Annotated in this window: 12 protein-coding genes; 1 reads left to right on the top strand and 11 read right to left on the bottom strand. The window is 42.5% G+C overall.

Annotation, left to right across the window (positions count from 1 at the left end; all coding sequences use genetic code 11):
• Positions 1 to 8: 8 nt before the first annotated feature.
• The 10 genes from T344_RS0125140 to T344_RS0125095 all read right to left on the bottom strand — a co-directional run bounded on the left by T344_RS0125140 (position 9) and on the right by T344_RS0125095 (position 9,884).
• Complete coding sequence (locus T344_RS0125140; RefSeq protein WP_027630997.1) at positions 9 to 1,166, bottom strand: Gfo/Idh/MocA family protein; 1,158 nt, start codon at positions 1,164 to 1,166, stop codon at positions 9 to 11.
• A 71-nt stretch (positions 1,167 to 1,237) separates the two neighbouring features.
• Positions 1,238 to 1,939, bottom strand: a complete 702-nt coding sequence (deoC, locus tag T344_RS0125135) for a deoxyribose-phosphate aldolase (RefSeq protein ID WP_207641875.1) — start codon at positions 1,937 to 1,939, stop codon at positions 1,238 to 1,240.
• 58 nt (positions 1,940 to 1,997) lie between these two features.
• On the bottom strand, positions 1,998 to 3,011 hold the full coding sequence (locus T344_RS0125130) for a glycosyltransferase family 2 protein (RefSeq protein ID WP_027630995.1): 1,014 nt from the start codon (positions 3,009 to 3,011) through the stop codon (positions 1,998 to 2,000).
• Between the two features lie 48 nt (positions 3,012 to 3,059).
• Positions 3,060 to 4,028: a KpsF/GutQ family sugar-phosphate isomerase gene (locus T344_RS0125125; RefSeq protein WP_027630994.1), complete on the bottom strand. Its 969-nt coding sequence runs from the start codon at positions 4,026 to 4,028 to the stop codon at positions 3,060 to 3,062.
• 19 nt (positions 4,029 to 4,047) lie between these two features.
• Positions 4,048 to 4,704 carry an HAD family hydrolase gene (locus tag T344_RS0125120; RefSeq protein ID WP_027630993.1) on the bottom strand — a complete coding sequence of 219 codons (657 nt, stop codon included), beginning with the start codon at positions 4,702 to 4,704 and terminating at the stop codon, positions 4,048 to 4,050.
• Between the two features lie 163 nt (positions 4,705 to 4,867).
• On the bottom strand, positions 4,868 to 5,845 hold the full coding sequence (locus T344_RS29285) for a transketolase family protein (protein WP_051572260.1): 978 nt from the start codon (positions 5,843 to 5,845) through the stop codon (positions 4,868 to 4,870).
• Positions 5,839 to 6,666, bottom strand: a complete 828-nt coding sequence (locus tag T344_RS0125110; protein WP_027630992.1) for a transketolase — start codon at positions 6,664 to 6,666, stop codon at positions 5,839 to 5,841. Before T344_RS0125110 ends, T344_RS29285 begins: the two co-directional genes overlap by 7 nt.
• A 294-nt stretch (positions 6,667 to 6,960) precedes the next feature.
• Positions 6,961 to 7,707 (bottom strand): MerR family transcriptional regulator, encoded by a 747-nt coding sequence (locus T344_RS0125105; RefSeq protein WP_027630991.1) that lies wholly within the window; start codon positions 7,705 to 7,707, stop codon positions 6,961 to 6,963.
• 130 nt (positions 7,708 to 7,837) lie between these two features.
• On the bottom strand, positions 7,838 to 8,767 hold the full coding sequence (locus T344_RS0125100; protein ID WP_027630990.1) for a DUF5107 domain-containing protein: 930 nt from the start codon (positions 8,765 to 8,767) through the stop codon (positions 7,838 to 7,840).
• Positions 8,768 to 8,996: 229 nt separating this feature from the next.
• Positions 8,997 to 9,884: an AraC family transcriptional regulator gene (locus T344_RS0125095; RefSeq protein ID WP_027630989.1), complete on the bottom strand. Its 888-nt coding sequence runs from the start codon at positions 9,882 to 9,884 to the stop codon at positions 8,997 to 8,999.
• Between the two features lie 233 nt (positions 9,885 to 10,117).
• On the opposite strand from T344_RS0125095, the gene T344_RS0125090 reads away from it, so the two are divergent.
• A complete protein-coding gene (locus T344_RS0125090; protein WP_027630988.1) occupies positions 10,118 to 13,468 on the top strand; it encodes a DUF5107 domain-containing protein in 3,351 nt (1,116 codons plus the stop codon).
• Between the two features lie 138 nt (positions 13,469 to 13,606).
• Here the strand turns inward: T344_RS0125090 and T344_RS0125085 are convergent, their stop codons facing one another.
• Positions 13,607 to 14,647, bottom strand: coding sequence for an NAD(P)/FAD-dependent oxidoreductase (locus tag T344_RS0125085; RefSeq protein WP_027630987.1), 1,041 nt, complete (start codon positions 14,645 to 14,647; stop codon positions 13,607 to 13,609).
• Between the last annotated feature and the right edge of the window lies 1 nt (position 14,648).

Below are 14,648 nucleotides of genomic sequence, written 5' to 3'. Positions count from 1 at the left end.
CATACGGCTCATGCAATACTTTCCCTTATCCAATCCACAGGCTGTACCGGTTCAAAGCTTGTTCTTATTTTTTGGGGTCCGCTGAAGCTCCTGTCGGTATTTACCGCATCAATAATCTCCATAATATGAAGTGCATGATCCATGTCCAGACGGCATCTTCTTTTTTGAGATATTGCTTCGGCCAGCTCTGCCACACCCTTGGCCCAATCCACATTTACTTCGTCACCGCTCCTGAATTCAAAATCTGTAGGTCTTTTGAATGTATATTCTTCCTTATCCGTTAAATATGCTTTGGCATCCCCCTGATCGGTGGATCTTAAATCCTTCCTCCTCTGGATATACACCTTCTGTTGTACATCCCAGTATAGAGCGTCGGTGGAAAGAACTCCCTCCTCCCCCACTATCATAAGGGAATGATTGCGGGGTGCCACCGTACCGATGGTTATCCGTCCCACCATACCTGACCTGAATTCAATAACTATTTCACTGTAGTCAGGGCCGGTAGTGTCATTGACATTCCTGCACAGTTTGTCGGGTATCAGGCAGCGGGTATAGGCCTGCACTTCCCTGGCCGGCCCGAAAAACGCGGTTAATAAGGAGATGCAGTAACCCGCATGCTCCAGAAGGCTTCCCACCGCAAACTCGTTTTTGTAGGGCCACTCGGTTCCCGTTCTGCTGTGCCAGGTCCAGTAGCGCATGTGATGTACCGCACCGTCGTCAAGGTGGGCATATGCCAGGAGCGGCCGGCCGATTTCGTTGTCTCTCAGGGCTTTCATAATGCCCTGGGCGTATTCTCCCAGAAGAATATTAGGTGAGGATGCTATGTACAGCTTTCTGGATTTGGCCAGTTCAACCAATTCCGATGCCTCTTCAAAATTCATTCCCATGGGCTTTTCGGTATAAACATGCTTATTTGCAAGTAAAATAGCTTTTGCAAGCTCATAATGGGTATGAGGATATGTGCAGATTAGTACAATGGATATTTCCCTGTCTCCCAGCAGGTCCTCCAGAGTATTAAAATGCTTTACACCATAATATTCCGAGAATTTTCCCGCACGGTCGGCATTTATGTCCGTTACTCCCGCCAGCTCCAGTTCAGGATGGTTTGGCATTGTTGTTGCATAATAGTTTGCAATATACCCGCATCCGATAATTCCTATCTTCATTGTTCTTCCCTCCTAAGTTGTGTTTTTTCATACTTTTGCTATTCCTTAACCGCTGATTAACCAGCAGCTTTTTATATTTCTGCTTCGCGTAATGTTCCTGACTGCTCCCTCTGTTCAGCCTCATCAATGATAGCTTTGGTAGCGGTGGCGCCAAACCTGACCGCTCCTTTGCTTCTGACTTCCAGGGCTCCATCCAGTGTTCTGACACCGCCTGCCGCTTTAACCCTTACTTTTTCGCTGCATGTTCTGCGCATGAGTTCAAGGTCCTTAAGCGTAGCTCCTCCCGTGCCAAAGCCTGTTGAGGTTTTTACAAAATCCGCATTGACCTTTTCACAGATCCTGCAGGCAATTTCCTTCAGTTCATCTGTTAAATAGCAGTTTTCCAGAATCACCTTTACAAGCACACCCTGGCTGTGGGCCGCATCCACAACAGCTTTTATATCGGCTTCGACATAGTCAAACTGCCTTGAAAGCAGCCTTCCGATATTCAGCACCATGTCAAGCTCCGCTGCCCCTTCGTCAATGGCCTCCACAGCTTCGGCCACTTTGACGGATGTTTTATTTGAGCCGTGGGGAAAACCGATTACAGTGGTTACCAGTACATCGCTGCCTTGAAGTTCTTCTTTTGCAATTTTTACATCACAGGGCTTTACGCAAACTGAAGCGGTATCATACTCCCTTGCCAGTCTGCACCCCTCTCTCACCTGTGCTTCGGTCAATTCAGGCCTCAACAGGGAATGGTCGATCATTTTTGCAATTTCCTTTACAGTCACCATATACTTCCTCCTGAATACAATTTATATAAATGCCTCCTGTCACTCTTACAGGTATTTACAGGCATTTTTCCAGGACATCCTCAAGACCTTGTTGGGATAAATTTTTAAAAGCCAGGTCTATTGACAGATTTAATGCTTTTGATATCTCCTTATAGGCCAGATCATATATTTTTTCATAATAGACGGTTTTGGCCTGCTTTATGTAAAACTTCACCATGAGCTCTTTTATTTGTTCGTTTTGCAGGCTGCCGTTTTTCAGGCCCATATCAATACATTCTAAAAATCCCTCGGTATTGACCTTCACAACTTTTTCAAAGAACTTTTCCCTTCCACCTTCCCTGGTACGGGATGAAGAACCTTCAGTATTCTGTGGATTTCTATACAGGGATGGGATTTCACCGGTATATACGAACTTCCCGCCCAAAGCCGAATATTTCATCCAGGTTACCGCATCCTCAGACACTCTTTCTTCAGGGAACGGACATTTATATGCAAGGCAGGTTCTAACAGCTGTCGCAGAAGTCAGATTGACGTATCCCGTATCGGTTCCTATCCTGATCCAGCAGTCATGGCCCTGGGGAGGATTTGTTTTGTGAGATGTAATAATTTCCTGTATTGAAGGTGCAATTTTTTCAGCTGCCACAGGCCTATTGTGCTCGTCAATAACCTCGAACGTAGTATAGACCACATCTGCCTCCCCGTCCTCCGCAAATATTTTTCTTACTGTTTCCAGCCTTTTTTCATGTGAGATATCATCCGCATCATTAAATAGAATTATAGGAAAATTATTTTTATAAGCGTAAACTATTCCAATATTTCTGCAAGCCCCCTGCCCCCTGTTTTTATCTTCAAATATTACACTTATCCTCCGGGGATGCTTTTGGCAAAGGTCTTTTAAAAAATCCTTTGCAGCAATGCTGGCAGAAGCGTCATCTACAATAATCAAATGCCAGTTTTCATCGGTCTGGCCGAAAACTCCGTCTATGGCAGCTTTCAGGAATAATATATTCCTGTGGTCCCGGTCAGAGGCATAGTGTGGCATAATGAATGCCGCTGTTTCATTTAACATTTAATGTTGCCACTCCTCTCTGTTTTATAGTTTTTATATCCTGTCTTTTTATGCCGAAAGCCCCATCCTGATAAAATCTTTAACTTTAACAACACCAATAGGCTCAAAGCAATCATTTATAACTGTCAAAAACCATATTTCAGAATCTGAATTTACCATTTCCATTATTTCAGATGCTTTCATGTCGGGTTTAACAACCTTTGGAGAACGGTTCATTATTGCAGAAGCTTTAAGCTCGGTATGCAAACCGTTTTTGTCCACACAGTCAAGCAATTCCTTATTTGTAATTATCCCTGTTAATTTGTTATTCTCATCAACAACATTGACAATTCCCATTTGTTCCCTGTTCATCTGAATTATAACGTCTTTTATTGCCGCCTCTTCATGTATGACGGGATTCTCGGCTCCCGAGTACATCAGGTCCCTGACATATGTCAGCAGCCTTTTGCCCAAAGCACCTTTGGGATGGTACACGGCAAACCTGTCCGATGTAAAGTTAATTAACCGGGACAGTACAACCGCAAGAGCATCACCCAGTACCAGAACAGCCGTGGTGCTGGAGGTGGGGGCAAGATTTAAGGAACATGCCTCCTGAATGATGTTCAGCTTCAAAGTGATACCGGAATTCCTTTCCAGTGTTGATTTTCTATTCCCGGTTATGCTGATGATTTTAGCCTGGATTTTTTTTAAAGACGGTATTATTTGAATTATTTCTTCAGTTTCACCGCTGTTGCTTATCAGCACAACTACATCCTTTTCCTGTATCAATCCCAGATCGCCGTGGGCACATTCCCCCGCATTCAGAAAAAATGACGGAACGCCCAAACTTGACATGGTAGCTGAAATCTTACCTGCTATATGCGCGGATTTTCCCATTCCGATAAAAATAACTCTTCCTTCACAATCGGCTATGCTTCGAACAACCTTTTCAAATTCCGTTCCCAAATTGTTCTTCACACTTTCCAGTGTCTCAATTTCAATATCAAAAACCTTTTTTGCTTCTCTAATTATATCCATATGTGATGTGACACCCCCCTTAATAGTTAACACTCAATAGAAGCTCTCTTCCTTTGATACACTCGTACAATTCCTCCGGGGATCTGACAAAAAAATCAGGCCTTTGCTGTTTTAAAACCTCCTCCGAGGTATCTCCCCACCCCACCGCAATGCTTTTAACACCTGCATTTTTTGCACAAATCAAATCATTGCAGCTGTCTCCTATCATTACGCAGGATTCTTTGACCATGTCCAGCTGGCCGACAGCCTGATTTAAAATCTGCGGATTCGGTTTAGGATACAAAACATCATCAGCGCAAACTATTACATCAAAGTAATCATTCAAGCTGTTCATATCAATTAGCTGCATGGTGCTTTTTTTATCCCTGCCCGTGCATATTGCAAGCCGAAAACCGTCTCTGCGCAGTTGATCCAAAAGCTCATTTATCCCATCATATATCTTTACGCCGCCGGCATTCTCTTTTATCAGGCCTAAGTAGTAACCTGCCATTTCTTCAGGCAAACCCATTTTTTTAAGTATATTAAATATTGAATCCCCGCTATGACTTAAAAATTCTTCAAATGATGGCTGTCCATTTTTAACAACCAGGCGGTAGCTTTCATTTAAAGCTTTTCTCTGGACTTCTCTGGAGTTAAAAAGTACTCCGTCAAAATCAAAAATAACTGCTTTTATCATTATCTCACCCTCCACAAATATGCAAATGAGCTTTCGCATTTCCATGAATCCCATTCATAAATACTATCTATAAATCAAATTCATACATTAAATTCATAAATTAAATTCATAAATCATATTCATTCATTAAATTCATAAATCAAATGCTATTAAAGTTACTCAATCAGGCAATATCATCCTTGAATTCATCCGGCAGCCCGGCTGTAACCGGAACTTTAAAATTCACGCTTTCCAGCGCAGCTTTTACAATACTGTTCTCGTCTATACGGTATTTGTGCATTAATTCGTAATAACTCCCCGTCTCGGTAAAGCTGTCATTTATTCCGACAATTCTCACAGGCACAGGTCTTTCCCTGCATACCACCCTGCACACCTGGGCCCCCAGGCCGTTTAACATATTGCCGGTTTCGGCAACAACCACAGCCCCTGTTCTTTTTGCACTTTCAACAATTATCTGCTCATCCACAGGTTTTATGGTTGACATATTTACTACTCTGACGCTCAGACCGTATCCCATTAATGTATCTGCTGCCTTAACACAGTTTATTACCTGATCCCCCGTTCCTATAAGCGTCAAATCCCTGCCATCCCTTATCACACTTGCTTTGCCCAGCATAAAATCATTTTTTGAGATATTTTCGGTATTGGTTTTGTTTATTCTCAAGTAAACAGGACCGTCATATTCTATGGAAGCTTTTAAAGCATTTCTGACTTCCTTCCCGTCACAGGGCGAAACAACAACCATGTTTGGTATGGAAGACATTACTGCAATGTCCTCAATTGCATGATGTGTTGCTCCCAGGTAGCTGTTGGAAATTCCGGCTCTTGTTCCCACAACCTTGACATTCATATTTGTATAGCAGAGACTGTTCCTTATCTGTTCACAGGTTCTTAAGGATGCAAACATGGAAAAGGAATGCACCAGGGGTATAAATCCCTCGCTGGCCAGACCTGCCGCAACCCCCACGGCATTTTGCTCGGCTATGCCCACATTTATGTAACGGTGGGGAAACCTTTCCCTGAAACTTTTTGTTCCTGAGGGCTCCCCAAGATCACAATCCACCACAACAATCCTTTGATTTGTTTCGCCCTGATACAGCAAGGCCTCGGAATATTCCTGCATGGTTTCGTATTTTAACATACCATCCCCTCCAGTTCTTTCAGCGCCAGCAGCTTCATGTCATTGCTGAGGATTTTGCTGTGCCATTCATACTTATTTTCCATAAACGATACGCCTTTGCCCTTTACCGTATTGCAGACAATCATTTTGGGAACACCGGACGCTTGTGAGCATTCTTTAAACTTTTGATCGATCTGGCAAAAATCATGTCCGTCGGCTTCAGTTACAAACCAGCCGAAAGTTTCCCATTTCTTTGCTACCGGTTCTATAGGCATTACATCACATACATTTCCGTCAGATTGCAGATTATTTTTATCAAGAAAACATATAAGATTGTCAAGCCTGTACTTGGAAGCTGCCATTGCTGCTTCCCATATCTGTCCTTCCTGGATTTCTCCATCCCCCAGAATGACATATATATTATTTTTTGAGTTCTTCATTTTGTTTGCTATTGCCATCCCCACAGCAACCGATAAGCCCTGTCCCAACGAACCGGAAGAAAAATCTACAAACGGAAGCCTTTTCATGTCGGGCTGAACCTGTAAGGGGCTGTTTAATTTTTTATAAGTATGGAGTTCCTCTTCCGAGAGGTATCCCCGCCGTCCCAGAAGTGCGTAAAAGGTCGGACAGCAATGGCCCTTTGAAAGTATAAGTTTATCCCTCTCCTTTTGTGATAAATCCATATCTTTCATAACAAACATATATAAATATGTCATTATCTCCACAGAAGAGAAGGGACCGCCGAAATGATTCGACAATTCCGGATTTGAGAACCTGATGATTAATTTTCTTATCTCGTTGGACTCATTCTTTAAAAAAACCTGATCTTTTTCTGCAAGCATATGTGCACCCTCCTTTTTTATAAATTTCATGACTTTTTGTTCCAAATTGTATTTTATTAATGCTTTTCCGTTTATTTGTTACGATTTTATCATGTCAAACATATCTTCCACAATATTCCATTTTTATAAAATATGTATAATTATAACGACTTGTTTTGTAAACATCTTCCAGTAAATGCATAAACCCAACCTCAATATGGCATTTGAATACAGCCATATAACATATAACTAAAAAAAACCACACATCTTTTTAATGAATGTGTGGTACATGTTTTTAATATGGTTTTAAATTTGTCATTGATTTTGGGCAAACATTTTTGCAGCTGCAAAAATGTAATAACTAAGACCGGTTTGGATGCTTTCATACATATTACGATGGAAATCGTCCGTCAGGAAAAACTCTGTTTCTCCCAAAAAGGCTTTGGCATCTGTGGGATGAATCCTTTCGTTAACATAGGAGATGTGCTTCCCGACAGCTTCCTTAATGCCGGCATCATCAGGCCGAACTCCATTTTTCAGTGCATCAGCCATGAACATCATAAACTTTGCAGCCTGTTGGGAGTGCTCATTGAGTTCGTCCGGTTTGATATCGTTTTCGGACAGCATATCGTATCCGTACTCTTTTTTCAGGTATTCGTTTTGCCCGGACAGCGTTTCCTCCCACTCCTGCTTGTTCAGTCCCGTAAACATTTTTTCTTTGCTCATAGTAACTCCTTTCTCCGCATGAATAATAGCTTCTTCAAGCGTGTGCAATATGCTGCCCAGTCTCTGCCGGCGCGCCATCAACAGAGTTTTTTGTTCGCATAGGCACCGCAGCCGGGAGGGTTCGTTCTGCATGACAAGTATTATTTTCTCCAGTGAAAAATCAAGTTCACGGAAAAACAGGATTTGCTGGAGCTTTTCAAGCTCTTTGTCACCGTAATACCTGTATCCGTTTTCAGCAACTCTTTCCGGCATAAGCAATCCGATCTTCTGATAATGGTAAAGTGTTTTGATTGTTACGCCGGATATTTTTGCTACTTCATTCACCGTATACGACATGCGATTCACCTCCCAGATGTTACTATAAGGTCTGACCCAGGGTCGGAGTCAATATCTTTTTGAAAATATTTTTTCGTGTTACATTTTCAGGTTACATAGAATTTATTTCTGATTTTCAATATTGTCTGCATCACTTTAATTCAATTTTCAAGTCAAAGGTCAAGGCTTCTCCAGCTTTTAAATTGTATACCGCATTATTTTTCCGTGCGGTTGCTATTGAATCATAAAAACCGTTAGCCGGCTCCAGTGCACAATTATAATCCCCCCTGAAGCCCCCTTCGGTGAGCCAGAATCCCAAATACGGCAGTCTCTCCTTATGGAAATATACCCTATAGGCTACATCCCTGCCGGGATAATAGGCTCCGCACATCCCCGTATCAACCCTGCCATTCACATAATATTTCTCACATTTTCCGGCATTCTCCGGGAAAATCCTGTCCAGTCGGAATTCGCTCCCATCCTCCATAAGAACCGAAGGATAGGGATGAATCCGGTCTACCTCTCCCAAGTACTTGCTTTTATAGACATTTCTTATCTCTTTTGTTCCTTCGGGAAATATCAGCTCCATATCCTCTTCACACCGGATAAGACAGTGCATTGCCCATAAACAGGGAATATCTGCGGTACCGGTGTTATCAATGATATATCGGATCAAAAGCTGATCCCCCTGTACACTTAGTATCTTTTTATACTCATATGATAAAATCGAGCTGATTCCATGCAGGACCAGCTTCTCACCGGTAATTTCACTGCTGAAGGCCATAGTCCATATTTCACCATGATCAGGGTATTTTATCAGTTCTCCCCCTACCGGTACCATACCTTCGTTTATTGACGGAAAGGCGTCGTCAAAGCCTGATGCATCATAATTGCCAAAATCCTCATATATGCCGGCCTTTTTATATGTATCGGCCTTATTTTGAAATAACAGTTCAAATTCCTTTGGTTTGTTGAAAATAGATGCAAGCTTTCCGCCAAGCTCAGGCAGAACTATCACCTTCAGCTTCTCACTTTCAATTACTATTGATTTCGTTCCTTTAAAAATACTCTCGTATATCATATTAGCCTCCTAAGCCATTTATGGCTTTGAGCCGCATTGCGGCCACAAAATGTAATGAAAACCTATATCCTTTATCGCAATGTGGCGAATAAAGGAGGTTAATCGGCCATGTGCGCTTTCAAAGTATTGCAAATACTTTGAATATTTCGCACGGCCATAAATTCACAGGTTTGCTTGGAATACGAACGCAAGTGAAGTCTTTCAAGCTAACCTCCATGTCCAATAGCATTTACCCTTTCATTACAGCCCTGTATGCAGTGGGAGACACCTGCATTATCTTGTAAAATGCGCGTGAGAAGTAATACGGGTCGTTAAAGCCCAGCAGCTGGCAAATCTCATTAACTCTTAATTGCGTGGTATCCAGGTATTGGCATGCGCTTTTTATTTTCAATCTTAAAAAATAATCTATGGGAGAATACCCTGTCCTCTTCTTAAACAAAAAACTGTAATGGGTGGGCGATAGATTTGCCTGGTCGGATAATTCCCTGAGAGTAAGATTCCTCTTCAAATTCATGGTCATAAAAAGAATGGACTCCTCCACCTGGAGTGCCGTTTCTTTAGGAACACTGACCAGATTGGGAGTCTGGAATAACAGGGCTCCAAGAATATTAGCAACCACCTGTGCCGAATAGATCATTGCCTCCTGGGTAAACCCTTTTTCCAGAACCCTGAAAATATCCTCAAACAAAAGTCTGACCTTTGAGGATTTATCCGCCGAATAATGAAGTGCCGGGTTTTCAATGTCTAAATTTCTAAGAAAATTTTGTGCGTTGCTCCCAAGGAAATGGAGCCAATATATGCTCCAGGGATCTGATTTACCGGCACCATAAGTATGCGGTATTCCCTGAGGTATTATCAAAAGAGTGTCTTTTTCAATGCTGTGCCTTATGCCGTCCAGCAATATAAAACCTTCTCCGCCCGTACAATAAATCAGTATGTTCTGCTCGCAGCCCCGCAAACGCTCCCTATAGTGAAATTGTGCATGTGGATAAAATCCAATATCGGTTGGATATATATTAGCCACCAGCGGATCACTTTTGGCCGACTCAAGAAAGAGCCTTGGAAACACAATTGCCTTTTCATCTTTAAAGCCCTGAATTTTTCTTATTTGCCCCATTTCCGCCCCACTCTCCTGCAATAACAGTTATTGTGTTTAAAAAAGTTTCCAATATGCTTTATTTTATTATACCATGTTTGAAAAATCAAATTCTTATAGTAATATAGTCCATCTCTTTCGTTTTTTATTCCATTCTATCAGGTATATTATGATGTTAATATAGAAATATAATTTGATTCGGCTTCATACCAACTATGAAAGAATCAGTTTTTATGAATAAGGAGGTATTATTAATGGCAGATTCAAAAGGAAAAGCATTAATATGGGAAGAAGACATCGAGCTCCCGACCTATCCCGCAGGAAAACCCGATAAAAACCCCATGTTTTTGGAGAAAAGGGTCTACCAGGGCAGCTCCGGAAAAGTTTATCCCCTGCCTGTAATCGACAAAATATATGACAGTAAAGTAACCCAGAAATACCGTGTGGTATTTTTGGAAAACGACTATATCCAGATATGGATAATACCCGAATTGGGAGGCAGGATCCAGAGAGCACTTGACAAAACAAACAACTACGATTTTGTTTATTACAATCAGGTTATAAAACCTGCCCTGGTAGGACTTGCCGGTCCCTGGATATCCGGCGGCATCGAATTCAACTGGCCGCAGCACCACAGACCAAGCACCTACTCTCCGGTTGAGTATACCCTAAAGGAGAATGAAGACGGCAGTAAAACCTGCTGGGTGGGCGAAATTGATCAGATGTGCGGAACAAAGGTAACCGCAGGTTTTACCATATATCCTGATAAAGCTTACCTGGAAATAAAGGCACAGCTGTACAACAGGACCTGCGAACCGCAGACTTTCCTGTGGTGGGCAAACCCTGCCGTTGCAGTAAACGATCATACTCAGTCGGTTTTCCCGCCTGATGTCACGGCAGTATTTGACCATGGCAAGAGAGATGTTTCCTCCTTCCCCATAGCAACAGGTACCTACTATAAAGTAGACTATTCGGCGGGAGTGGATATATCAAAATATAAAAACATCCCTGTTCCAACCTCCTATATGGCTTACAAATCCGACTACAATTTTGTCGGGGGCTACGATCATCAAAAAGAAGCTGGCCTGCTGCATGTTGCAGACCATCACATCTCTCCCGGCAAGAAACAGTGGACCTGGGGCAATGGTGATTTTGGCAAGGCATGGGACAGAAATCTTACCGATGAAGACGGACCTTATATTGAGCTTATGACCGGAGTTTATACCGATAACCAGCCTGACTTTACCTGGCTCAACCCATACGAGGAAAAGACCTTCACACAATACTTCATGCCCTATAAAAACATAGGTATGGTAAAAAACGCATCGACTGATGCAGCGGTGAACCTGGAAGTAGAAAAAGGGATCATTAAGGTATCGGTATACGCCACTTCTGTGTTTAAAGATGCAACAGTTGAGTTGAAAGGTAAAAATTCGGTTTATCACAAAATCACAACTGAAATATCACCTGTAAGTACCTGCAGTTTTGAATGCGGACTTGTACAGGGTGATATTGAAACCGACCTGACACTTACGGTGACTGCTAAGGATGGCAGAGTGCTTGTGTCATATACTCCTAAAATTGTTGAACAGGATTTGGTCCCAAATGCCGCAAAGGCTATTTCCCAGCCTTCGGAGCTGACCAATACCGAGGCCCTGTATCTTGCGGGTATCCACCTGGAGCAATACAGGCATGCCACCTATGAACCGGAGAATTATTATGAGGAAGGTTTGCGCAGGGACCCTGAAGATATCCGCATAAATAACGCCTACGGAACCTTGTTGTTCAGAAGAGGCCTGTTTGCTAAGAGCGAACAATATTTCAGAACCGCTGTTAAGACCTCAACCCGCCACAACCCCAATCCCTACGATGGCGAACCTTACTACAATCTTGGGCTCTCCCTGAAAATGCAGGGTAAGCTGGATGAGGCCTATGATGCTTTTTATAAGGCATGCTGGAATGTGGCAATGCAGGACTGCGGTTACTTCTCGCTTTCCAAAATAAACTGCATGCGGCAGGAGTTTGACCTGGCACTTATGCATGTAGAAAAATCGATAGTCAGGAATTATCACAACTTCAAGGCCAGAAACCTGAAAACAGCTTTGCTGCGCAAATCCGGAAACTTTAATAAAGCCGAAAGCTTTGCAAAAGAAACAATTGAAATAGATATTATGGATTTCGGCGCCAGAAACGAGTTATACCTTATAGCCAGGGAGGCCGGAAATCTTGAGTCAGCCGGTCGTCTTCTCGAGGAACTTGTTACTCTCATGAGAAATGACCTGAAAAACTATATAGAATTGTCCCTGGATTATTCCGACTGCGGTATGTACAAGGAAGCTGCCGAAATACTTGAGAGACTTATTTCCAACAGTGCGGCCGGGGATGTCAGCCCAATGCTCTATTACTATACAGGCTGGAATCTTTTGTCCCTGGGACAGGATGAAGCCGCAAGGGATTACTTCACCAAGGGTGCGTCAGCAAACCCGGATTACTGCTTCCCCAACCGCCTCGAAGACATACTTCTCCTGCAAACGGTTCAAAGGGTCAACCCCGGCGATTCCAAAGCGTTTTACTATTTGGGCAACCTGTGGTATGACAAGAAACAGTATGAGGAAGCTGTGGCCTGCTGGGAAAAATCAAGAGAGCTGGACGATACCTATCCTACGGTTCACAGAAATCTGTCTTTGGCCTACTATAACAAGCTCCACGATGAGGTCAGGGCCAGGGAGTCCCTTGAGAAAGCCTTCCGTCTTAATCAGGAGGATTCAAGAGTTTTCCTTGAATTGGATCAGCTGTATAAAAAACTCGGTGTCGCACCTGAGGAACGGCTCAGGAACTTTGAAAAGTACATTGATCTGGTTGAAATCCGGGATGACCTGTATGTTGAATATATTACATTAATCAATATCAGCGGTGATTTCCGGAAAGCCAAAGAGTTGATTTCAAAGAGAAAATTCCATCCATGGGAGGGCGGAGAAGGAAAAATTACAAAGCAGTATGTCAACTGCAATATAGAGCTTGGAAAAGAACTCATATCCGGGAATAAGTATGAAGCCGCCATATCCGTATTAAGCGAAGCCCTGACTTATCCTCACAATTTAGGAGAAGGTAAGCTGTTCGGTACACAGGAAAACAATCTGAATTATTATCTGGGTTGTGCATATGAAGGCCTGAAGGATGCCGACAAAGCAAAAGAATACTTTCTTAAAGCATCGGTCGGACTTGATGAGCCAACAAGTGCAATGTACTACAACGATCAGCCCCCCGAAATGATTTTTTATCAAGGTTTGGCTCATATCAAGCTGGGCAATGTCGACAAGGCAAAAGCAATTTTTGATAAATTGATAAATTATGGTGAAACCCATATAAATGATCATGTTACCATAGATTACTTTGCAGTATCACTTCCCGATTTTCTCATATTTGACGAAGACCTGGACAAAAGGAACGTTATACACTGCAGATATCTCATGGGTTTGGGAAAGCTGGGCCTTAGCTGTCTGGGACTGGAAGCTGCCCATAATGCCCGGGAACAATTCCATAAAGCTCTGGAATTGGATTTGAACCACATGGGAGTAATACTTCATAATAAACTATGCGTTTAAAAGCTTTAAAATATAAAATTAAATAAAACCTGTGGTATAAATAATTATAAAACTCCTTTCTGGTAAAGTGAACTGCACTCTGAATATCAGGAAGGAGTTTTATTTTAAAGCTTTTATTTTATAAATACATTTAATTCCTCACAATTTCATGTAACCGAAAGTATCCGATATATTTGCAACAAAATTCCATTGTCTTTCCATATAATTTCTAAGTACAGCAGTGCTGCTTATATATGCCTGGTATAATGCCTTCAGATCCGGAACACTGTCTAAACCGGCTTGTTCTATGGCCTTTGCGGCAGCATGCCCGCTTTCCATTCCGGCAGAAATACCCTCACCCATCGGATTCAGGAATCCTGCCGTTTCACCTGCAAACAGCACTCTCCCTTTTCCGTAATCAATGGGACATTTTGGCATAATGTGGGGCATTAGCCATTTTTCTGCTTTTTCCTGCTTTTCAATTATTGCGTTATGATGTTTTTTCATGTGGGAAATAAATTCTGAATAATAATGTTCAAGCTTGCATATATCCTTAACCGCCACACCGAAAATCAAATAATCATCTTTTACGTTGAACCATGCATCGTATTCTGAAAGCCAGGGCTGCAGACAGGCATAAAAATAGTGCCGGTCCAAATCTATACGGCCTTTGTTAAAGGTCTGGTAAGTGGTTACATAGTTTGGGCGTGCCGGAAGCAGTTTCCGCTTAACAGAGCCCACCACCCCGTCACATACAATGACTGCTTTTGCTTTTTCGGAATATGTAGAAGTACCTCTGAGATTCACAAGTACATACTTTTCCTGTTCCTCACAGGATATGGCGGCAGTTTCGTCACGTATCTCTGCGCCGGCCCGGGCAGCCTTTGCTGCAAGCCAATAATCAAAGGAATTTCGCCATATATTTAATCCTTCCTGTTCAAAACGGTACTCCTGACCCCTGTCATTTGTAAGAATCATACCCCGGTTGTCAAAGGGCTTGCACATGACTGACTCCGGCACATCCTCCCCAAAGTATTGCCGGATCAGATCCATGGATTTCCTGATAAGAATACCTGAACAGGATTTGTTTCTTGGCAGCCTGAACTTTTCGATCAGCAATACCTTATGACCGCTGCAGGCCAATTCCCGGGCAGCAGTACAACCTGACGGGCCTGCACCGATGATGATTACATCATACATA

Origin of the sequence: Ruminiclostridium cellobioparum DSM 1351 = ATCC 15832, assembly GCF_000621505.1 — a bacterium.
Classification (GTDB): Bacteria; Bacillota; Clostridia; order Acetivibrionales; family DSM-1351; genus Ruminiclostridium; species Ruminiclostridium cellobioparum.
This window is presented reverse-complemented; position numbering and strand designations above follow the sequence as displayed.